A 23,246-nucleotide genomic window follows, 5' to 3' on the forward strand; every position below is an offset into this window, starting at 1 on the left:
CTTAATCAGAAAAAGTGCCCCTCAGGTGGATCATGCGCGGGGGCTTGTCAACACCTGCGCCAGATCACATTCCCTCGCTGGCCCTTCCCATTCACTGTGAGCCGGCAGGTCGGTCGGCATGCCGCGCAAGACCCGAGAGCACAAGAACCACGATATGCAGCGCGGGCAGTGCCGCGAAGATCGTCCCTAGGCCCACATGCTCGGCAATGAAGCCGATCAGCGAGGGCGCGACGAGAATGCCGGAATAGCCCATGGTTGTGACAACGGAAAGACCAATGCCCTGCGCCATGCCCGGCAGGTTTCCAGCGGCGGAAAAGGCGATCGGCACCATGTTGGAAATGCCGATACCGGCGAAGGCGAAACCGATGATGACCAATGTGGCATTCGGCGCAAAGCCTGCAATCAGCAAGCCGATCATGGCAATCACAGTGCAGATCCGCAATGTTCGGACAGCGCCCAGACGGTCACGCACGATGTCTCCGGCAAAGCGCATCACGGCCATGGTCAGCGAGAAAGCTGCATAGGCAAAGCCGGAAAGCTGCACGGAGGCACCCAGTTCATTGCGCAGATAGAGCGCACCCCAATCCAGCACCGCGCCCTCTGGCACCATGGAGAACAGCGCCACCAGGCCGATCAACCAGGGCAGCGGCGTCATCGGCAGGCGTATCTTCTCCTTCGCCTCTTCAGCGTGAGGCTTGTCTGCCAGCATCATCGGCCAGGCAACTGCCACCATCGCCGCCGCTGCCAGCGTTGCAATTGCTGCGTGACCAAACGCACCGACACTGGCAATGAGAATGCCGCCGGTGCTGGCACCGATCAGGCCGCCAAGGCTCCAGAAAGCATGGCAGGATGACATGATGGAGCGGCGCATGTGCTTTTCCGTCGCAACGGCATTGGCGTTCATCGCCACGTCCATGGCGCCGATCAATCCTCCGAAGAGGAAGATGGCAACGGCCGCCGTCCAGACCGATCCGACCGCCGTCAGGAGAAGCAGGGTTGGAACGACCAGCACCGCAGTGATCCGCGTGACCCAGGCCGAACCGAAGCGCGCAATCTGCATGCCTGCCACCGGCATCATGGTGATGGAGCCTAGACCGAAGGTCAGGATCATCAGGCCGAGTGCACTTTCGCTCAAGGCAAGGCGGCTGGCGAATTCGGGAATCTTCGGTGCCCAGGCACCCACCAGAAACCCGTTCATCAGAAACATCAGCGCCACGGCAGCACGCTCGCGCGTGACGACCGGTGCAGGCCCGGAGGCAAGCGATGAAGATGCTGCGTTGTTCATTGATTGCTCACTCTCTAGACGATCAGGTTCGCGCAAACTGGATCTGGCACCCATGCTGACGGGCAGCGAAGAGGCTATCGGCATCGAGCCCCTCTTCCACGATGAGACGGTGATATCGACCAGGTTCGGCAATCTGGAAGGGGGCGGAAACGCCTATTTTTTCAGTTGTCACAGCCACTGCGGTCTCTTTTGCCTGGCTTACCGCAGCTCTTTTGAAAGCAGCATCTTCATGGCCGTATACGGAAAGAATTCCGGATCGACTGAAGCCGCAGGTGCCGATCACGCAGAGATCAGGGGTAAAGTGCCTTAACTGTTCCACGGCCTCGGCCCCGACAGCCCCGCCCACCATGCGATCGAACTTACCTCCGATCAGGATGGTTTCGACAGAAGGTTTCTCGGCCAATGCAAGGGCAATCGCAGCAGCATTGGTTATGATGGTGAGCTCGAATGCCTCCGGGATCAGTTCGGCAAGTGCGAGGTTCGTGCTCCCGGCATCCAGGAAAACGACGGAACGGGCCTGCATTGAACTGAGAAGAGTGCGCGCAAGACGCTGTTTGCGGGGCTTGTCCTGAGCGGATCGCTGAGCAAGGCTGGTCAGGCAATTCGCGACTGGCAGGGCTCCGCCGTAAACACGCTCGCAGAGACCGGCCGCAGCCATGTCTCGGAGATCGCGTCTGATCGTATCTTCCGAAACACCGAACTCGGCGGCGAGACTGGCGGCGATGACGCGTCCGTCAACCGAAAGACGGTCGCGGATGCGTTGTTGCCTCTCCGGTAACATCAGTTCGTTCATTCAAATAATCAATCGTGCATGAATCGGCAAAAACAGGCATAAACAAGAATAAGGGAAGCTGCAAGTACATTTGCCGTGGGGGACGAATCAGCATGCAGCAAAATCATATTCTAATGGAAAAATATTCCGCGGCCCCTATGTCCTTCAGCAGTTTTGGACCCAGCCTTGGCCGCGCCTTTGTGGGACATATGCAGCCCTTCATTCCCAAGGAGATAAAAATGAAGCTTCTTAAAGCTCTTGCCGTCGCAGCACTTGTGCAGGCGGCCACCTTTGTGCCCGCGATGGCGGGTGAAAACCTGAACGCAATCAAACAGGCAGGCGTTCTCAAAATCGGAACGGAAGGCACCTATTCGCCTTTCACCTTCCATGATGCCTCCGGCAAGCTGGTTGGCTTCGACGTTGAAATCGGCGAAGCGATTGCGGAAAAGCTGGGCGTGAAGGCGCAGTTTCTGGAAGGCAAGTGGGATGGCCTGATCGCCGGTCTTGATGCCAAGCGCTATGATGTCGTGATCAATCAGGTTGGCATTACGGACGCGCGCAAGCAGAAGTATGATTTCTCCGAGCCCTATATCGCCTCCAAGGCCGTGCTGATCGTTCGCGAAGGCGATGATTCGATCAAGAGCTTCGAGGATCTGAAGGGCAAGAAGGCGGCGCAGTCCCTGACCAGCAATTTCGGCAAGCTGGCTGAAAAGTCGGGCGCGGAACTGGTCGGCACCGATGGCTTCGACCAGTCTATCCAGCTCGTGCTGACGCGCCGCGCCGATGCGACGATCAATGACAGCTTGTCCTTCCTCGACTTCAAGAAGCAGAAGCCGGGCGCACCGGTAAAGATTGCCGCCGAGCAGGCCAATGCGGAATATTCCGGCATCATCTTCCGCAAGGGGGAATCCGAACTTCAGCAGGCCATCAACAAGGCACTGGCAGATATCAAGACCGACGGCACTTACAAGAAGATATCTGACAAGTATTTCGGTCAGGACGTCTCCAAGTAATTTGCTCCCATACCCGTTTCCTTGAGTGAAGCGGGTTCCATATTCTGTGAACAGGCGGAGCCGGAAACGGCATCCGCCTTTTTGCGAGGAGAACACCGTGCCGCACTGGCTTCAATTGATGGCAGACTCTTTGCCCTCCCTGCTCTGGGCGGGGCTGATCTTTACCATCCCCCTCACACTCCTGTCCTTCACCTTCGGCCTTATCCTCGGGCTACTGACGGCGCTTGCCCGGCTGTTTGCGCCCAAGCCCGTTTCCGCGATTGCCCGCTTTTATGTCTGGGTCATTCGAGGAACGCCGCTTCTGGTGCAGTTGTTCGTCATCTTCTACGGCCTTCCAAGCATCGGAATTCTGCTGGATGCATTCCCGGCAGCGCTGATCGGCTTCACGCTCAACATCGGTGCCTATAGTTCGGAAATCATCCGAGCGGTGATTTCCTCCGTGCCGAAGGGCCAGTGGGAAGCCGCTTTCTCCATCGGCATGTCCTGGCGGCAGGCCATGATCCGGACAATTCTTCCGCAGGCGGCCCGCGTGGCGGTGCCACCCCTGTCCAACACCTTCATCTCGCTGGTGAAGGACACCTCGCTGGCAGCGGCGATTACCGTGCCGGAATTGTTTCAGGCGGCACAACGCATCGTGGCAACAACCTACGAGCCACTGATCCTCTACATCGAGGCAGCGCTCATCTATCTTGCGTTGAGTACCGTCTTGTCCACGTTGCAGGTTCGGCTGGAGAAGCGCTTTGCCCGCTATGGCGGCATGATGGAGGCCAACACATGATCGAGCTTTCTCATATCGAAAAACGCTTCGGTGAAGCCGTCATCCTCAACGATATCAGCATTTCCATGCCGGAAGGCAGCGTGACAGCGCTCGTCGGTCCCTCCGGCGGCGGCAAGAGCACGCTCCTTCGGTGTATCAACCTTCTGGAAATCCCGACGGCTGGCAATTTGAAGCTGGGTAATGAGACGTTGAGTTTCATGCCAGGTCAGAAAACACCTTGGGCCGCCATTCAGCGCATTCGCCGCCAGACGGGCATGGTGTTCCAGAACTTCCAGCTTTTTCCACACCGCACGGCGCTGGAGAACGTGATGGAAGGGCTGGTGACGGTTCTGAAATGGCCGAAGGAAAAGGCAAAAGCCCGCGCCATGGAACTGCTGACCAAAGTTGGCATGGCGCATAAGGCCGATGCCTGGCCCGCCACCCTTTCCGGTGGGCAGCAGCAGCGTGTGGCAATTGCCCGTGCGCTGGCTCCCTCGCCGCGTGTTCTTCTCTGCGATGAGCCGACTTCGGCACTGGACCCGGAACTGGCGGCGGAAGTGGTGGATGTTCTGGCCAAGCTTGCGAGCGAAGGCACCACCATGGTCATGGCAACGCATGACCTGCGGCTGGCCTCCAGCATCGCTAACCGTGTTATCTTTCTCGAAGCGGGACGCGTGGTCGAAGCTGGCTCTTCTGCCGATATCTTCCAGAACCCGCGTGAGGAGCGCACCCGCCGGTTTGTGGCGAGCGTGACGGCCGCGCAGACGGCTGGTGTATAGTCTACACTCCCCTCTGTCCTGCCGGACATCTCCCCCTCACGGGGGGAGATTGGTAAGAAGCAACCGCTCGACCTTTACGGGTTCAAGCGATTGCATCAACTTCGGCGTTTCGAGGGAAGCAGGGCTAGCCGCGATTCGATCTCCCCCCTTGAGGGGGAGATGCCTGGCAAGGCAGAGGGGGGTAAAAAAACCCGCTGCCTCAGCACATCAACGACATTCAAGCCGCATAAACGATCAGCAGATCCTTGGCGTCGATCTGGTCGCCGGCCTTTACGGCCACTTCCGTGATCTCGCCATCCTTCTCCGCATGCAGCGCCGTTTCCATCTTCATCGCTTCGATGGAGAGCAGCACATCGCCTGCCTTTACCTTCTGACCAGTAGAGACAAACACGCGAGAAATGACACCCGGCATTGGCGCACCCAGCTGTGCGGCATTGCCCGCTTCCGCCTTGCGGCGCGCAATGCTGGTGGCAGCGCGGCTGCGGTCTGGCACCTTGATGCGGCGTGGCTGGCCGTTTAGCTCGAAGAACACGGTGACCAGACCTTGAGCATCGGGGGCGCTGGCGGCCTGATTGACGACAACCAGCGTCTTGCCCTTCTCGATATTGGCAAACAGTTCTTCGCCATCCGCCATGCCGTAGAAATAGGCGGGTGTCGGCAGAACCGAAACCGGGCCATAGGTATCGGAAGCCAGCGCGAAGTCGGTGAAGACCTTGGGATACATCAGGTAGGAGGCAAACTCGAAATCATCGACGGAGCGGCCAAGCTTTTCCTCGATCACTTTGCGTTCGGCATCGAGATCAGCCTCCTTCAACAGCGAACCAGGGCGAACCGTGTAGGGTGTATCCCCCTTCAGCGCCTTCTTCTGCAAAGCCTCCGGCCATCCACCCGGAGGCTGACCGAGATCGCCGCGCAACATGGATACCACCGAATCCGGGAAGGCGATGTCGCGTCCGGGGTTCTCCACGTCCGCGACCGTCAGATCCTGACTCACCATCATCAGCGCCATATCGCCGACAACCTTGGAAGAAGGCGTAACCTTCACGATGTCGCCGAACATCTGGTTCACGTCGGCATAGGTCTGAGCCACTTCGTGCCAGCGAGTTTCGAGACCCAGCGAGCGCGCCTGCTCCTTGAGATTGGTGAACTGCCCGCCCGGCATTTCATGCAGATAGACTTCCGAAGCCGGACCCTTGAGGTCGCTTTCGAAGGCCGCATACTGGTGGCGAACCGCTTCCCAGTAGAACGAGATGCGGCGGATCCATTCCGGATCGAGGCCGGAATCGCGATCAGTGCCGGAAAGCGCCTCGACGATAGAACCAAGGCACGGCTGCGAGGTGTTGCCGGAGAAGGCATCCATAGCCGCATCGACGGCATCTACGCCGGAATCGATGGCAGCGAGAACAGTCGCCGCCGAGATGCCCGAGGTATCATGCGTGTGGAAGTGGATCGGCAGGCTGGTTGCCTCGCGCAGTGCCTTGAACAGCACACGGGCAGCGGCTGGCTTCAAGAGGCCCGCCATATCCTTCAGCGCGATGATGTGCGCGCCTGCTTTTTCCAGCTCTTCCACCAAAGACACGTAGTATTTCAGGTCATACTTCGGGCGGGCGCTGTTGAGCAGATCGCCGGTATAGCAGATCGTTGCCTCGCAAAGCTTGTTCTCTTCCTGAATGGCGTCCATCGAGACACGCATGTTTTCTACCCAGTTCAGGCAGTCGAACACGCGGAACAGGTCGATTCCACCCTTCGCCGCCTGACGCACGAAGTACTTCACGACGTTGTCTGGATAGTTCGTATAGCCCACGCCGTTGGCACCACGCAGCAGCATTTGCAGCAGGAAATTCGGCGCACCTTCCCGGATCAGAGCCAAGCGCTCCCACGGATCTTCCGTCAGGAAGCGCATGGAGACGTCGAATGTCGCACCGCCCCAGCATTCAAGTGAGAAGAGGTTCGGCAGAGCCTTGGCATAAACCGGCGCAATGCGGGCAATATCGAACGTGCGCATGCGGGTTGCCAGCAGCGACTGGTGACCGTCGCGCATGGTCGTGTCCGTCAAAAGAACGCGCTTTTCATTGCGCATCCATTCGGCAAACTTCTTCGGCCCCAGTTCATCCAGCTTCTGCTTGGTGCCGGGCTGAACCTCCGCCTCGATATAGGGAACGACCGGCTTCGGGGCCTTGGCGGACGGCATCGGCCGACCCTTGGTTTCCGGATGGCCGTTGACGGTGACATCCGCCAGATAGGTGAGCAGTTTCGTCGCGCGATCCTGGCGCTTCACCTGCTGGAAGAGTTCCGGCGTCGTATCGATGAAGCGCGTCGTATAGGAATTATCGCGGAAATTCGGGTGTCCGATAATGGCTTCGAGGAAGGTCAGGTTCGTAGCCACGCCGCGAATACGGAACTCGCGCAGCGCACGGTCCATACGGCTGATGGCCTCCTGCGGTGTGCCGCCAGACGCCGTGACCTTCACCAGCAGCGGATCGTAATAGCGGGTGATGATCGCGCCCGTATAGGCCGTGCCGCCATCCAGACGGATGCCAAAACCCGCGGCCGAACGATAGGCCGTGATACGCCCGTAATCCGGGATGAAGTTCTGTTCCGGGTCTTCCGTGGTGATGCGGCACTGCAGCGCATGTCCGTTGAGACGGATATCCGCCTGTGCCGGAACACCGGACTCCGGCGTGCCGATGGCAGCACCTTCCAGAATGTGGATCTGCGCCTTGACGATATCGATGCCGGTCACGACTTCCGTGACCGTGTGCTCGACCTGAATACGCGGGTTCACCTCGATAAAGTAGAATTTGCCGGTGTCAGCATCCATCAGATATTCGACAGTGCCAGCCCCGATATAGTTCGTAGCAGCAGCGATCTTCAGCGAATAGCCTGCCAGTTCCTGCCGCTGCGCCTCGGAAAGATAAGGCGCCGGTGCACGCTCGACCACCTTCTGGTTACGGCGCTGGATAGAGCAATCGCGCTCGAACAGATGCACCACATTGCCATGCGTATCGCCAAGGATCTGGCTTTCAACATGACGGGCGCGCTCGACGAGCTTCTCGAGATAGACCTCGTCTTTACCGAAGGCTGCCATGGCCTCGCGCTTGGCTTCGGTCACCTCCTTGGCAAGATCTTTGGGATCGCGAATGGCACGCATGCCGCGCCCCCCGCCGCCCCACGAGGCCTTCAACATAACCGGATAGCCGATTTCCTCAGCCATCCTGGCTACTATCGTCATATCGTCCGGCAACGGCTCCGTTGCTGGCACGACAGGAACGCCGACGGAAATTGCCAGGTTGCGCGCCGCCACCTTGTTACCGAGCTGGCGCATCGTATCCGGCCTCGGGCCGATGAAAATGATTCCTGCAGCGTTGCAGGCCTCAACGAATTCCGGGCTTTCAGACAGCAGGCCGTATCCCGGATGGATCGCGTCCGCGCCGGACGCCTTGGCAACCCGGATGACTTCCGGAATGGAAAGATAGCTCTCGATTGGTCCCAGATCACGGGCCAGATGCGGGCCACGCCCCACCTGATAGCTCTCGTCCGCTTTGAACCGATGCAGCGAAAGTTTATCTTCCTCTGCCCATATGGCCACCGTTTTGATGCCAAGCTCGTTGGCGGCGCGGAACACGCGGATGGCAATTTCGGATCGGTTGGCGACAAGAATCTTCCGGATTTGCAAAGCTATCCCCCTCGACAGTAACAGTGCATGTTGCACTGCGAAGGAACATTAGCGGCATTTTTCGGAATGGCAATTTCCGTCTTATTGAATCGTTTAAATTTATGTCAGTTTCACGTCAGCTTACGCCAGTCACGTCACGATCCCCGCCCGGAACGCCATCGCGATGACATGCTGCCTGTTGCGCGCATTGAACTTTTCCTGAATGACGTTGATGTACCAGTCGACCGTATGGTTCGAAATCTCCAGCGCCTTGGCGATTTCATTCGATGTCATTCCGTCGCATAACAAACGCAGAACCTCGAGCTGGCGCTGCGTGAGATCCGCCTCCAGCGCGGTGCGCTTTTCGAGCTCTGCTGCAGCGCCGCGCAATTCCAGCAATCGCCACAGTGATTTTCTGGCCACGGCCTCAAAGAGGCAGATCTCGACGGGAGAAAGGTCGATGGGCTCTCCCGCGATGGTCATCGTACCAATCAGGCCGGTCCTGCCATAGATCGGGAACACATACCCATCATAAAGACCATTCTTGGCTGCGTCCCGCAGGAGCCGCAACGCCTTCTTTTGCTGCGGATCATCCTGATACGCGGCAATGGCGTCCTTCCAGCGAAATGGGCGCTGCGTGACGGCAAGCATCCGGCGCAGCGGATCAATGGAGGCATATTTCCGGGCAGCATAATGTTTGCGCCATCCGGCCGGCCACCGACCCGTCAGCATGAAATCGGTCGTATCTGCAAAGACCTTGTCGTGAAACCAGATACCGTAATAGCGGAACGCATGGATATTAAGCAGGGATTCAAGCTCTCCCACGAGTTCGCTCGCGGTTTCCGCTTCATGGGATATCGCCAGAAATTGCACAAGCGAGTGAATATTCACTCCGTCCCCCAATTATCACGCATGTCCAGCAAGTTCCCGATCTATGCAGGCCAAGAGCGCATGCCTAAAATTTGTTTATATATGGTTGCATTTGTTTGGGTAGATCTCGCCTGATTGAAGATTAAGACACCGGGTGTCAATGTCAGCCTTGCAGATCATCCCATTCTTTCTATACCCGTTTATGATCGCGTTCACGCTGCATACAGGTGCGGGCTGCTATGCAACAAAATGTGATATCAGCATGAGGTAATGCCGTGAGCCTGTTTCAAGTGTACGCACGCGCCCTGAGATACCTGGGAGCTCATCGCCTCCGGGTCACGATGGTCGTCATCGCTAACATCGTGCTGGCAGTCATTACGATCGCTGAACCCATTCTGTTCGGTCGAATCATCGACGCCATCTCTTCACAGGGAGACGTAACCCCCATTCTTCTGATGTGGGGCGGCTTTGGTGTCTTCAATACAATTGCCTACGTGCTGGTCGCGCGCGAGGCTGACCGTCTTGCCCATGGCAGACGTGCATCCCTTTTGACGGAAGCATTTGGCCGCATCGTTTCCATGCCTCTTTCATGGCATCATCAGCGCGGCACATCCAATGCGCTGCATACGCTGTTGCGCGCCAGCGAAACGCTGTTCGGCCTCTGGCTGGAATTCATGCGCACGCACCTCGCTACGATCGTCGCACTCGTGCTGCTCGTTCCCACCGCCTTCTCGATGGATTGGCGCCTGAGCTCGGTGCTTGTGGTTCTGAGCGTGGTCTACTGGATCATCGGCCGTGTGGTCATGAACCGTACGAAAGAAGGCCAAGCCTCCGTTGAAGGCCATTACCATACCGTTTTTTCGCATGTCAGCGATTCCATCAGCAACGTGACAGTCCTGCACAGCTACAACCGCATCGAGGCAGAGACGAAGGCATTGAAGGGCTTCACCGAACGGCTGCTCTCGGCCCAGTATCCGGTTCTCGACTGGTGGGCAATTGCGAGCGCGCTGAACCGCATGGCTTCAACGATTTCCATGCTGATCATTCTCATTATCGGCATCTTTCTGGTTCGCAGTGGCGAGATCAAAGTAGGCGATGTCATTGCCTTTATCGGCTTTGCGAACCTGCTGATCGGCCGTCTGGATCTGCTGCGCCAGTTTGCGACGCAGATTTTCGAGGCACGCTCCAAGCTGGAGGACTTCTTCCGCCTTGAAGATTCGGTGAAGGATCGCGAAGAGCCCGCCAACGCCGGTGAGCTGAATGCCGTTCGCGGCGAGGTGGAATTCCGCAACGTTTCCTTCGACTTTGCCAATACCACGCAAGGTGTCCGTGATGTCTCCTTCACCGCCAAGGCCGGTCAGACGATTGCTATCGTCGGCCCGACGGGCGCAGGCAAGACCACGCTGGTGAACCTGCTGCAACGCGTCTACGATCCGCAGCAGGGCGCGATCTTCGTGGATGGCACCGATATCGCGACGGTCACCCGCCGCTCGCTACGCCACTCCATTGCCACTGTGTTCCAGGATGCAGGTCTGTTGAACCGCTCCATCAGCGATAACATTCGCCTTGGACGCGAAGGGGCAAGCGAGGCGGAAATCGTTGCCGCCGCCGAGGCAGCTGCCGCGACGGAATTCATCGAGAGCCGTCTGGCGGGCTTTCAGACGGAAGTCGGCGAGCGCGGCAATCGTTTGTCGGGGGGCGAGCGCCAGCGTATTGCCATCGCCCGCGCCATTCTGAAGAACGCTCCGATCCTGGTACTGGATGAGGCGACATCTGCACTCGACGTGGAAACCGAAGCACGTGTGAAGGAAGCCATCGACCGCCTGCGCCAGAACCGCACCACTTTCATTATCGCGCATCGTCTCTCGACCATCCGTGATGCCGATATGGTTCTGTTCCTGGATCATGGCCGGATCATCGAAAAGGGAACCTTCGACGAACTGAGCGCCATGGGCGGCCGCTTCGCCTCGCTGCTGAAGACCAGCGGCATTCTGGCGGATGAACACAAGCCTGCTTTGGAACAGAGACTGCTGCAGCAGGCATAGGCCATTTGAAGGCAAGGAACGATTGAAGGCGGCGGGCTTGTCCTGCCGCCTTTTCTATTTTCGTCAAATGAGACCATAGGGCTTCGAGGCAGGACGGTATCATTTGTAGAGGTGCAATGCGCGGTCCCCGATCTTCCAATCTCTTCGCAGCCACAGCAATCTCAAGCTTTTCGCTTCTCTCCAGGCCACGCAGGCGCCGGGGCTATCGACACCAATGTTTCTTTCGCTCTCGTTATGCGAGGAGCGGAACCGGTAACGGGACCCGCCAAGGTAGAAGATCAGCGAGTCGAAACGCTGCTGGTGCTTCGGTAGCGTCAAGTCATCGGAAGCTTGAAGCTGATCATGCAAAAACGCAGATACAACAAAGCCCGGCCTGCCATCAGCAGACCGGGCTTCATTATTTCAGCTCTAGGCACTCAGCCGATCACAAAACCCTCGTTCCCTGCTACCGCAGTGCCGTTGATCGTGACAGCCGCTTCGCTCGAACCGGCAGCCTTCTCCACCTTGATGGCAAAACTCTTGCCATCAAGCGTCAGCGTCGCCTCGAAGCCGGTCCACTCGGTGGGCAGGGCGGGACGAACGAACAGGCGGTCGCCTTCACGCTGGATACCGAGAATGCCTTCCACGGCAGCACGGTAGAGCCAACCTGCCGAACCGGTATACCAGGTCCAGCCGCCGCGACCGGTGAGGTCGCCAGCACCGTAAACGTCGGCAGCCACCACGTAAGGCTCGACGCGGTAGCGATCGGCATCATCCTTGCCCAGCGCATGATTGACCGGGTTCAGAAGCCGGAAGGCCTTCCAGGCATCGTCCCCGCGTCCAAGCCTTGCCAGCGCCAGCACGACCCAGGTGGCAGCGTGCGTATACTGGCCACCATTTTCGCGCACACCCGGCGGATAGGCCTTGATGTAGCCGGGATCCTTGGGCGTCGAGGCAAAGGCCGGTGTGAACAGGCGGATGATACTATCCTGCTCGGAGACGAGCTTGCTCATCACCGCATTCATGGCCTGTTCCGAGCGCGCCGGATCACCTTCGCCGGAAAGAACGCTCCAGGACTGGCCAAGCGAGTCGATCGCGCATTCCAGATTGCCATCGGCACCAAGCGGGCTGCCATCGTCGAAGTAGCCGCGACGGTAGTACTGGCCATCCCAGCCTGCCGTCTCCAGCGCCTTCTTCAAGCTTTCGAGATGGCCGGACCAACGGGCGATGCGCTCCTGATCGCCGCGCTGTTCGGCAAAGGCCAGGAACCGGCGAAGCGCTGCGGCCAGGAACCAGCCGAGCCAGACGCTGGTACCACGACCGCCGATACCGACGCGGTTCATGCCGTCGTTCCAGTCACCGCCAAGGATCAGCGGAAGGCCGTTCGACCCCGTGCGCTTGATGGCAAGATCAAGGGCACGCGCGGCATGCTCATAAACCGTTGCCGTCTCTTCGGAGATCTCCGGCTTATAGAAGGCGTCATGCTGACCTGGGGTCAGAGCTGCGCCCTTCAGGAACGGCAGTTGTTCGTCCAGAACAGACACATCACCCGTTGTCTTGATGTACTGATCGGCCGCGTAAGCGAGCCATACCACGTCATCGGAAATCGTCGTGCGGACGCCCGCGCCGGTGACCGGCAGCCACCAGTGCTGCACATCACCTTCCGGGAACTGACGACCGGCAGCCGTGACGATCTGGCGACGCGCCAGTGCCGGATCATGCATCATGAAGGCCAGCGTATCCTGCAACTGGTCGCGGAAACCATAAGCGCCAGAAGACTGGTAGAAGGCCGTGCGTGACAGGATGCGGCAGCTGAGTGCCTGATAAGGCAGCCAGGTATTGATCATGTGATCCAGCGCCTTGTCCGGCGTCGAGATCTTCAGGCGACCCGTAAAGTCGTTCCAGAAGCTCTTTGCCCCTTCGACAATCGTATCCGCACTGACGCCCCGAACTTCAGCGGCCAAGGCCGCCGCTTCGTCGCGATTGCCACAATCACCGAGGAAGAAGGTGATTGTCTTCTCTTCACCGGCTGCCAGTTCGATATCGCAGGCGAGAGCCGCGCACGGTGCGCCGTCCGGCTCCAACGATCCGGTCAGCGCAGCACCTGCAGCGACCGCCGCAGGGGTTGCCATGGAGCCGAAGCGGCCGAGGAATTCGCGGCGGCTGGTCGTGAAGCCCGAAACCGGAGCATCTGCCCCGAACAGAGCCGTGTGGCTGCTGTAATCGATGCTGTATGGGTTGCTGGCAAACAGCGTTCCGGTCGCCTCATCCCTGCTGGAGAGTATGAAGGCTTGCGTCCGCTGCGGGTTGTTGCCCAGAATCCATTCCGCATAGCCATAGACCCGCAGGCGGCGAGCCTGTCCGCTGGTGTTTTTGAGCACCAGCTTGGAGAACTTGACCGGACGTTCCCGGTCCACAGTCTGCGTAACTGACATGGCGACACCTTCGTCTTCCGAACGGAAGACCGAGTAGCCAAGGCCATGCCGCGCTTCGAAAGCAACGGAGGGCTTGCGAGACAGGGCCGCATAGGGCGTCATGACAGAGCCGCTGTCCAGATCGGCCACATACAGCGCCTCGCCCGGACGGTTGATAACCGGGTCGTTCGACCAAGGCGTCAGCTGATAATCACGCGAGTTCTGGCTCCAGGTGAAGGCAGCACCTTCAGCAGCAACGTGGAAGCCAAAGCGCTCGTTGGAGATCACGTTGATCCACGGATGTGGCGTTGCGGCCCCACCCTGAAGGCGCACGACATATTCCTGACCATCGGTCGAGAACCCGCCGTAACCGTTCCAGAAATCGAGATCAGATGCACCGGCCTCGTCCGCCACGGTGCCGAAGTCGGCAGCTGTCAGAAGGGCACGGCGGTCCATTTCCACTTCGACGCCGCGCTTGTCGGAGAAGAGCGAGACTGCGCGGTTGACCTGATCCTCGATCTTGCCGTTGCGGGCATGGAGCACGACACGCGAGGCAGCAATAAGCGCCGCCCACGTGGACTCGTCCATCAGGTCGCGGCGCAGGGCAAACACCTGCTGGCGGCCTTCCGATTGACCGAGACGGCGAATGCTTTCGCTGATCTGGTCAATGGCATGCTGCATGTCCTGCGCGTAAGATGCTGGCTTCTCGTTGACGATGACGAGATCCGCCATCACGCCGCGAGACCGCAGATATTCCTGCGCCGACAGCGCTTCCTTGACGACTTCCATGTCCATTTCGTCGTTCACGCGCAGCGTAAAGATCGGCAGGTCGCCGGAGATCGACAGGCCCCAGAGCTGGCGCTGCGAGGCAAGGCCGGCATTGACCGTGGCCGCATCGGCACGCAGGTGCATATCCGGATAGACCAGGTAGCGACCGAGATGCTGGAAGGCTGCCGCCTGCTGCGAACTGATGCCGATATGGCGCATTTGCACCTGAACACGCGTCCAGGCCTGCGTCAGTTCAGAGCCAAACGCATCCGGATGACGGTAACGTTCGACGGCAATATCCAGCTCTTCGCGGCTTGGCGCGGCAATCGTCCAGAAGATCACGCTGACCTTCTTGCCTGCCGGCACGCGCACGACACGGCGCATGGAAAGGATTGGATCCAGCGTAAAGCCATCCGTGCCGGAAAGTGTCGCATCCGCATCAAAGGCAGCCGCTTCTGCAAGCGTGCGGCCACGGCCGATGAAGCGGCGACGATCCGTTTCGAACTCTGTCGGGCGCGACGAACCGGCATTGTCTGCCGCCAGATGCGCAATCTGCATCGACGGCTCGTTCGGGTTGCGGCGGTTGCGCCAGGCGCGGATCACATCGCCACGCCGACCGATCTCGGTGCGAATGAACATGCGCGAGAAGACCGGATGCGCGTTGTCATCGTCCTCATGCGAGAGAACCGGCTCGATATAGGAGGTTACTTCGATGAAGCGATCTTCCGTCCCCTGGTTGAGCAGGGTCAAACGACGACCTTCCGCATCATGTTCAGTCGCGACAATCACTTCGACGGAGCTGGTGAGCGTGCCGACCGTCTTGACGAATTCGGCTTTCTCATCGCCGAACACGGTCTTGACCTTCTCGCCTTCCGCACGGCGCGGCTCTGACGTGGTCGACCACCATTGGCCCGTCGTCGTATCACGCAGGAAGAGGAAGCTTCCCCAGCGGTCCTCGACCGGATCCGCCTTCCAGCGGTTGACTGCCAAACCGTTCCAGCGGGCATAACCCGTACCCGTTGCCGTCATCATGGTCGAGTAGTGACCATTGGACAGCAGGATCAGTTCGCGATCGCGGCCGGCCGGATTCTGGATGGTGCGGATTTCCGAGCGCAGCAGATCGGCCTGCCCCTTGCCGGGCGTTTCCGGCTCGTACTTGGAACCCATGACAGGAACTTCGCGCGGTGCCTTTTCCTGCAGCAAGAGTTCTGCAGCTTCGACGACCGGATCGGCATGGAAGAGTTCGCGCAGCTTGCCATTGTTCACGACGTTGGCGATGGCCGCAATCGACATGCCATGGTGGTGGGCATAGTAGTTGAAAACCACGGCGCAACGCTTGCCTTCCGGCACACGGGTCGGCGTGAAATCGACCGCATCATGGAAGCCGTAGCGGCCCAGCGCGCCCACGGCCCGCAGTTTCTGAAGGTTTTCGAGCGCTTCCAGCGGCTTGTACTGGCTGGCGAGGATCGAGGCATAAGGCGCGATGACAGCGTTCTGGCCAAGACCACGCTTGAGGCCAAGCGTCGGAACACCGAAGTTGGTGTACTGATAGTTCAGGTTATGATCGCGGGCATTGAACGCGGCTTCCGAAATACCCCAGGGGATATTCAGGCGGCGGCCATGGTTCATCTGCTCTTCGACGATCAGATTGTTCGTCTGGTTCAGAATGCCACCCTGACGCTCCTGCATGACAAGCGGCGGCATCAGATATTCGAACATCGAGCCGGACCAGGAGATCAGCGCACCACGGGCCCCGATCGGCACGACCTGACGGCCAAGGCGATACCAGTGTTCTGTCGGCAGATCGCCCTTGGCAATCGCAAACAGGCTGGTCAAACGGCATTCGGAGGCCAGAAGGTCGTAGCAAGCCTCATCGAGATCGTTGCTTTCCACACGATAACCGATGGAGAGCAGGCGACGATCCTTCCGGTAGAGGAAGGTGAAATCCATGGCGAAGGCCAGCTGGCGCGTACGATCGCGTAGCTGGATGAGGCGCTGGCGCAGCGGCTCGATATTCGTCATGTCAAACGTCGTGTCCGCAATATGCGCTTCACAGGCTTCAACCAGCGATTCCGACCAGCGCACCAACTCTGCTGTCTGGTTGGAGCTGACTTCGTGGTCGAGGTTGGCCGCAAGCTTCTGGATATCGCGGGCAAGAACGGCCAGGTTGATGATGCGGATGGAGGCAAACTCGTGCTCGCGCTTCACTGCGGCCAAGGCATTGCCGAAACCGATGATGCGTTCGTCGATGCGGCGGCGCAGCGGACGCACCGTCTTGCGGTCGTCAGGCAGGTCCTTCAGCACTTCCGAAAGAATACCGGCAACATCGCCGATACCGTCGAGATTGGCCTGAAGATGCGCGGACGGCGCTTCTGCCCATTCACGGCAGGCAGACGACACAGCAATCAGGTGACCGGCAAGGTTGCCGCTATCGACCGTCGAGACATAGCGAGGGCCAAGCGTCGCCAGCGTATCCGTATGATACCAGTTGTAGAGATGGCCGCGGAACTTCTCCATTTTTTCGACGGTCGTGACTGTCTTTTCGATCCGCTCCAGCGTTTCCTGGAAGCTCAGCCAGCCGAAGTGGCGGGCAGAAACAACCGACAGAAGATAGACACCGATATTCGTGGGCGATGTGCGCTTGGCAACAATCGGCTCCGGCGTTTCCTGGAAGTTGTCCGGCGGCAGGAAGTTCTGGTCTTCCGTGGTGAAGGCTTCGTAATAGCGCCAGGTGCGACGGGAAATCTTGCGAAGCTCGACGGAGACTGCTTCCGGCACGAACAGACGGTCTTCCGTCTCCGCAGACTGGCTCACATACCAGGCGACGATCGGCGACAGGATCCACAGAAGCGCAAAGGGAATGCCGACGAGGAAGGCATTATCGTCCGGCAGGGCCGCAAACATGATGGCGAGGATAGCGGCGACCGGCGCATGCCACATGGAGCGGAAGTAAGCCTGCGGGCTGCCCTGAGCGGACGATTGAACGCTGGCGGCGGTTTTCCATTCCAGCATCAGCTTGCGGCTGACGAACAGGCGATAAACGGAGCGAATGATCGCATCCATCATCATGAAAGCGGAATCGGCAATGAAGACGATACGCAGCGCGACCTGCGCATTGGCCGAGCGGATATCCGACCAGACGGAATAGAAATGCGCGCGCGGCACAATATCGGTCGAACGCGGCAGAAGACCGGTGATGAGCGAAAGGGTCGGTGCCACGAAGAGCGAAAAGATCAGCAGGATCTGCCAGATCAGCGCCCCAAGCGGCGACATGAAATACCAGCCGAGAACGGACGCGAAGAACCAGGCGATCGGCGTCAGCGACCGGCGCAGGTTATCGATCATCTTCCAGCGACCGAGCGCAGTCACGCCACGGGTGGTATCGAGAATATAGGGCAGCAGCTGCCAGTCGCCACGCGCCCAGCGGTGCTGACGGGAAACTTCAACCTCGTAACGTGTGGGGAAGTCTTCCACCAGCTCCACGTCGGTGACGAGCGCGCAGCGGGAGAACGAACCTTCCAGCAAGTCATGGCTGAGAACGGCATTTTCCTCGATGCGGCCGCGAAGAGCCGTCTCGAAGGCATCGACATTGTAGAGACCCTTGCCGGTAAAGCTGCCTTCGCCGGTCAGATCCTGATATACGTCGGAAACCGTGAAAACGTAAGGGTCAATACCGCGGCTCATCGAATAGACGCGCTGGAAGACGGAGGCATCCTTGCCGGTCGTCAGCGACGGCGTCACGCGCGGCTGCAGCAGGCCGTAACCATGAATGACCCGGCCAGAGTTCACATCGTGAACAGGGCGGTTGATCGGGTGGTGCAGCTTGCCGACGAGCTTGGTCACCGCATCGCGCATCAGGCGCGTGTCGGCATCAAGCGTCATCACGTACTGAACGTTCTCCGGCACCGTGTTGGCACCCTGCAGATAGGTCGTATCCTTGTCGCCGCGCAGCAGCAGGTTCAACTCATGCAGCTTGCCGCGCTTGCGCTCCCATCCCATCCACACGCCTTCCGACGGATTGAACAGGCGGCGGCGATGCAGGAGGTAGAAGCGGGTTTTGCCGTCGAAGGCATAGCGGCCGCTGAGGGCCGCCACTTCGCGGCGGGCATATTCCAGCACTTCGAGGTCTGCATCGGACTGTTCGACATTGCTGTCTTTCCAGTCGCTCAACAGCGCGAAGTAGATTTCACCGTGCGGATTGGCGAGATAATGAACCTCGAGATTGCGAATGAGCTCGTCAACCGTGTCGCGATTGGTGATGAGGCAGGGCACCACGACAAGCGTGCGCGCCTCTTCCGGAATGCCTTCCTTGAACTCATAGCCAACCAGGCGCGCCGGTTTGACCACATAGGTCACCAGCGTATTAAACAGGCCTGTCGCGCCTTCCGAAGCAGGCAGCGAGAACATCAGCAGGAAGAGGATAATCACCGGCCAGGACATGCCAGCATGGCCAAGGAAAAAGCCGACAATGGCCAGTGCCAGGAAGGTCAGGAAAAGAACCGGGGCCGCAACGGCGAACCAGTTCATTTTCTGAACCGTCCGCAGCGCCTGCTGGGGCAGCGTCGGCGTATAGCCCACGCGCTTCTCCAGCTCTTCCCGATACATGCCGTTCAGGAAGGCACCGACATTGGCCTTGTGCGGATCGGGCACTGGAGCCTGAGCGGCTTCCTGGGCCAACGCAATTGCAGCGCTCGCCACTTCGATTTCGGTCTTCTTGGCGTAGCGTGCCAGCTTCTCGATGCGGTTACGGTAGGAGTTGCGAGAACCGAAATCGAGTTCGTTGTAATCGCTCTGCTCGCGCAGAACCTTGTCGACAAGGCAGACGTCCTCGAACCAGACACTCCATTCGGTGTCGTCGATCTCGCGCAGGCTCTTGATGATGTTGCCCATCGTCACGTTGCCGGAGGAGAGGCGGTTCTGCTCCGCCATCATCACTTCTTCGGTGTCCGTGCCAGCGGCTGCCAGGCGTGCTTCAAGCCACTGGATGGCAAAGCTTGGCGACTGCGACGCATTACGCAGGCGATAGAGGAACTGGGTCGAGAAGGTATTGTCCTCGGTCAGCGGCTCGATCTTTTTCAGGAGATCGGCGCTTGCCACTTCATCGTTCAGCTTGATGATCGCGTCCGCAGCGTCATTGGCCTGCTGGCGCATACGGCGCGATTTTTCCACGCGAATGGAAATGCGGCGCAGGTTTTCGATCAAAACAAAGCGCAGGAAGGACGGCAGCGCCCACAGCTCGCCGATTTCCAGCGACTGATGTACCTGGAAACCTTCCGTCATGGCGGTCAGGTTATCGCGGTTTACCGTGCTATGGGTGTGCGCCACGTAAAGCCATGCGAGCGCCAGAACGCGCGGGATCTCCATCGAGCCGATCCGCATGGTTGGCAGCTGACGGTAGAACTTCTTCGGAAAGTCGCGACGGACTTCCTGAATGGCTTCTTCCACGATGTAGTGGTTGTCCAGCAGCCATTCCGCAGCCGGCGTGATCGTGGCACCGGCTTCCACATCCTTGGCCGTAGACCGGTAGACGCGCAGAATTTCGCGCTCATTCTCCTTGTGCCGCTCGCGGAACTCGAAACTCATGAAACCCGGCAAGGTGGCCGCGCCATCGCGCGCCAGAGCCTCGCCACAGGACCGCAAAGCCTCGGCATTGAAGTAAGTGGCGCGGATCGCTTCATTATGATCGATCTGCTTGCCTTCGGTTTCGCGCGAGGAGGAAGCGGGCGTATTATGAAATGACATTGTGTCGACTTCTGATCAGGAGTTGGGCTGTCTTTAGCGGCTGGCCGAATGGCCGTCAGGCGTACGCGGTTAAACCATCAAAATTGGGAACGGTAGCGACGAGACTGACAAAGGATTGGCAACCTTCCGGGCCGGATTGCAGGACACATGAAGGCGGAAGACTTGCAGATAATCAACGGTCTCTCCAATACGAACGTCTCTCGCCACTAGCCGGACAGGCATGAATGAAACCTGAACGTATTCAGCTGTTTGGAATATAGGATACGATACATTTCCTGTTTCGCGCAGCAAGTTCCAGATCCGTGGCCTGGCCCTCAATTCTCTGCGTTTCACCAAGTTCCATGACACCAAGATGTTTCTTCTTCAAGCAACTTATTTTCACCCGACAATGACTGGCGTTTAGGGTCCTTCGATCTGGAAACGGCAGGAAAGGATTTACCCACAGCACCACGGGCTGCTATGTCTCATGCTTTGCTAATGATGCTTTAACTGCCAGCGGTGGTAACGATATGACAATCCAGATCTCGAACGACATGCCGGAACTCGTGGCGCTGCGGCGTTTCCTTCATCAGAATCCGGAATTGGGCCTGTCCGAGTTCAAAACCTCCGATTTCATTGCCGATCAGCTCACACAGATGGGTTACGAAGTCACGCGCGGGCTAGCCAAGACCGGCATCGTCGCCACACTGCGCAACGGCTCGAGCGAACGCGCGATCGGCATCCGCGCTGATATCGATGCCCTTCCGATCTTCGAGGAAACCGGCCTCGATCACGCCAGCCAGACGCCGGGCCTGATGCATGCCTGCGGCCATGATGGGCACACGGCCATCCTCTTGGGCGCCGCGAAGGCTCTGGCGGAGCGCCGGAATTTCGATGGGGCGGTTCATCTCATCTTTCAGCCGGCGGAGGAAAATTTCGCCGGAGCCAAGATCATGATTGATGACGGGCTGTTCGAGCGCTTCCCCTGCAACGTGGTTTTCGGTCTCCACAACGATCCATCCATCCCCTTCGGCAGGATTGCCGTGAAGGAAGGGCCAATGATGGCCGCAGCCGACGAATGCCTGATTGTCGTCAACGGTCGCGGAGGTCATGGTGCCGAACCGCAGGAGGCGCTCGACCCGATCGTTTGCGGTGCAAGCATCGTCATGGCCTTGCAGACGATCGTAACCCGCAACCTGCACGCCATGGATCAAGCAGTCATTACCGTCGGCGCTTTCAATTCCGGCAAGGCCAGCAATGTCATTCCGGAACGCGCGGAACTGGCGGTTACCATCCGCTCCTTTGACCCGAAAGTGCGCGACACGCTGGAAAAGCGCGTGCGTGAAGTGGCCGAAGGTCAGGCGGCCAGTTACGGCATGAGTGCTACGATCACCTATGAGCGTGGCTACGAGCCGACGATCAACCATGTGGAACAGACACAGTTCATTCGTCAGGTGGCGGAGCGCGTGGTTGGAACCGAAAACGTCATGGATCTGCCGCGCCCCAGCATGGGAAGCGAGGATTTCGCATTCATGCTGGCGGAGACACCCGGCAGCTACATCCTGCTCGGGACCGGCAGGACAGACCGCGATCCGCCGCTACATCATCCGAAGTTCGACTTCAATGACGATGCCTTGCCAATCGGCGTATCCATGTGGGTAGAAACGGTGGAGACTTACCTGAAGAATGACTGAACGAAAAAGCCCTTCCGTGGGCGGCACGGAAGGGCTTTTTTCAAGATCCGTACGGTGCGTACCGTTCAGATCAGGCGATGATACCAAGGGTAACAGCGCCGATGAAAGCGATTGCGGCAAATGCCAACAAAGTGGGTAGCAAGGCCGGATAGCCAATTCTGGCCGATCCCGGAGCGGCAAGCTCCACGGGAAGATGTTGCAAGGACTGGGTCATGAGATCCTCCGTCACATTGTCGCCTTATTCTGTAACATTACCTTAACACGACCAGATTGATAGAGATTTCCTTTCTCGGGCACGGCCTCTCTGGAAATATCCTTTCGCGATAATGCCAAGCGCGCAATAAATATGCTGCACCAGAGGCGAGTCTCATTTCAGAAGGGTTTTGCGAGTGATGGACACAGACGTGGTGGTGGTCGGAGCAGGCGTCGTGGGTCTCGCCTGCGCGCGCAGTCTTGCAAGGTCCGGCCATTCGGTCCTCATCCTCGAAAGGGAAGGCGCCATCGGCACTGAGACCTCATCCCGCAACAGCGAGGTCATTCACGCCGGTCTTTACTACCCGAAAGGCAGCCTGAAAGCGCAACTTTGTGTTCAGGGAAAGGCTCAAGTTTACGCCTTTTGCGAATCCCACGGCGTATCGCACCGCCAATGCGGCAAGCTGATCGTCGCGACATCTACAGAGGAATTGCCCCTTATCGAAGCTCTGAAGAGCAAAGGCGAGGCGAACGGCGTGTCGGATCTGGTGATGCTCGATCAGCGGCAGGCACGACAGCTCGAACCCGCCCTGAATTGCGTTGCAGCTCTCCATTCTCCATCTACCGGTATCATCGACAGCCATGGATACATGCTCGCTCTGCAGGGCGATGCGGAGGATGCGGGAGCAGCCATCGCGTTTCATGCACCTTTCGAGGGTTCAAGCCCGATCGCGGGAGGCTTCGAGATCCGGGTGGGCGGTGCAGATCCCATGACGATTACCAGCCGGATGCTCGTCAACGCAGCAGGTCTTCACGGCAGCCGTGTCGCTGCGTGCATTGAGGGATTGCCGGTGTCGGCCATTCCGCAAACCGGCTATGCCAAGGGCAACTATTTCATGCTGACAGGCCGCGCGCCGTTCAACCATCTCATCTATCCAGCCCCGCACGCGCACGGACTGGGCGTGCATCTAACCTTCGATCTTGGCGGACAGGCGCGTTTCGGTCCCGATGTCGAATGGGTGGATGAGATTGACTATGAGGTCGATCCGAACCGTGTCAACGGCTTCGAAGACGCCGTGCGGCACTATTGGCCGCAAATGCCTCGCAATGCACTCGTTCCCGGCTATAGCGGCATCAGGCCCAAGATTTCCGGCCCGTCTGATCCCGCGGCAGATTTTCGGATCGATGGCCCGCAAGCGCATGGCGTGAGCGGCCTCGTGAACCTCTTCGGCATAGAGAGCCCCGGATTGACTGCCTCGCTTGCCATGGCAGATCGGGTGAAGGACCTGCTGACGGCCTGAC

Annotated in this window: 12 protein-coding genes; 6 read left to right on the forward strand and 6 right to left on the reverse strand. The window is 58.9% G+C overall.

Going from position 1 to position 23,246, the window contains the following annotated elements; all coding sequences use genetic code 11:
• Nucleotides 1-91: 91 nt before the first annotated feature.
• Both ASD54_RS19600 and ASD54_RS19605 read right to left on the reverse strand, forming a co-directional pair.
• Nucleotides 92-1,285 carry an MFS transporter gene (locus ASD54_RS19600; protein ID WP_062556225.1) on the reverse strand — a complete coding sequence of 398 codons (1,194 nt, stop codon included), beginning with the start codon at nt 1,283-1,285 and terminating at the stop codon, nt 92-94.
• A 22-nt stretch (nt 1,286-1,307) separates the two neighbouring features.
• Entirely contained in the window at nt 1,308-2,078 is a 771-nt protein-coding gene (locus ASD54_RS19605) for a DeoR/GlpR family DNA-binding transcription regulator (RefSeq protein WP_062556226.1), read from the reverse strand.
• Between the two features lie 218 nt (nt 2,079-2,296).
• Here ASD54_RS19605 and ASD54_RS19610 point away from each other — a divergent pair, with 218 nt between their 5' ends.
• The 3 genes from ASD54_RS19610 to ASD54_RS19620 all read left to right on the forward strand — a co-directional run bounded on the left by ASD54_RS19610 (nt 2,297) and on the right by ASD54_RS19620 (nt 4,606).
• Nucleotides 2,297-3,070 carry an amino acid ABC transporter substrate-binding protein gene (locus ASD54_RS19610; RefSeq protein WP_062556310.1) on the forward strand — a complete coding sequence of 258 codons (774 nt, stop codon included), beginning with the start codon at nt 2,297-2,299 and terminating at the stop codon, nt 3,068-3,070.
• Nucleotides 3,071-3,167: 97 nt separating this feature from the next.
• A complete protein-coding gene (locus ASD54_RS19615; RefSeq protein ID WP_062556227.1) occupies nt 3,168-3,848 on the forward strand; it encodes an amino acid ABC transporter permease in 681 nt (226 codons plus the stop codon).
• Nucleotides 3,845-4,606, forward strand: a complete 762-nt coding sequence (locus ASD54_RS19620; RefSeq protein ID WP_062556228.1) for an amino acid ABC transporter ATP-binding protein — start codon at nt 3,845-3,847, stop codon at nt 4,604-4,606. Before ASD54_RS19615 ends, ASD54_RS19620 begins: the two co-directional genes overlap by 4 nt.
• A gap of 217 nt (nt 4,607-4,823) precedes the next feature.
• On the opposite strand, the gene pyc is transcribed toward ASD54_RS19620, so the two are convergent.
• Together pyc and ASD54_RS19630 are read right to left on the reverse strand one after the other, a co-directional pair.
• Nucleotides 4,824-8,282 carry a pyruvate carboxylase gene (gene pyc / locus ASD54_RS19625; protein WP_062556229.1) on the reverse strand — a complete coding sequence of 1,153 codons (3,459 nt, stop codon included), beginning with the start codon at nt 8,280-8,282 and terminating at the stop codon, nt 4,824-4,826.
• A 129-nt stretch (nt 8,283-8,411) separates the two neighbouring features.
• On the reverse strand, nt 8,412-9,152 hold the full coding sequence (locus ASD54_RS19630) for a LuxR family transcriptional regulator (protein ID WP_062556230.1): 741 nt from the start codon (nt 9,150-9,152) through the stop codon (nt 8,412-8,414).
• A 254-nt stretch (nt 9,153-9,406) separates the two neighbouring features.
• On the opposite strand from ASD54_RS19630, the gene ASD54_RS19635 reads away from it, so the two are divergent.
• Entirely contained in the window at nt 9,407-11,176 is a 1,770-nt protein-coding gene (locus ASD54_RS19635; RefSeq protein WP_062556231.1) for a glucan ABC transporter ATP-binding protein/ permease, read from the forward strand.
• A 416-nt stretch (nt 11,177-11,592) separates the two neighbouring features.
• On the opposite strand, the gene ASD54_RS19640 is transcribed toward ASD54_RS19635, so the two are convergent.
• Nucleotides 11,593-20,079, reverse strand: coding sequence for a glucoamylase family protein (locus ASD54_RS19640; RefSeq protein ID WP_062556232.1), 8,487 nt, complete (start codon nt 20,077-20,079; stop codon nt 11,593-11,595).
• A 509-nt stretch (nt 20,080-20,588) separates the two neighbouring features.
• Here ASD54_RS19640 and ASD54_RS19645 point away from each other — a divergent pair.
• Entirely contained in the window at nt 20,589-21,752 is a 1,164-nt protein-coding gene (locus ASD54_RS19645) for a M20 aminoacylase family protein (protein ID WP_244484801.1), read from the forward strand.
• A gap of 70 nt (nt 21,753-21,822) precedes the next feature.
• Here ASD54_RS19645 and ASD54_RS26715 read toward each other — a convergent pair whose 3' ends face one another.
• Nucleotides 21,823-21,966 (reverse strand): hypothetical protein, encoded by a 144-nt coding sequence (locus ASD54_RS26715; protein WP_156379299.1) that lies wholly within the window; start codon nt 21,964-21,966, stop codon nt 21,823-21,825.
• A 130-nt stretch (nt 21,967-22,096) separates the two neighbouring features.
• Here ASD54_RS26715 and ASD54_RS19650 point away from each other — a divergent pair, with 130 nt between their 5' ends.
• A complete protein-coding gene (locus ASD54_RS19650; RefSeq protein ID WP_280139210.1) occupies nt 22,097-23,245 on the forward strand; it encodes an NAD(P)/FAD-dependent oxidoreductase in 1,149 nt (382 codons plus the stop codon).
• Nucleotide 23,246: the final 1 nt, after the last annotated feature.

Source organism: Rhizobium sp. Root149 (genome assembly GCF_001427345.1).
In the GTDB taxonomy this organism is placed as follows: Bacteria; Pseudomonadota; Alphaproteobacteria; order Rhizobiales; family Rhizobiaceae; genus Neorhizobium; species Neorhizobium rhizoryzae.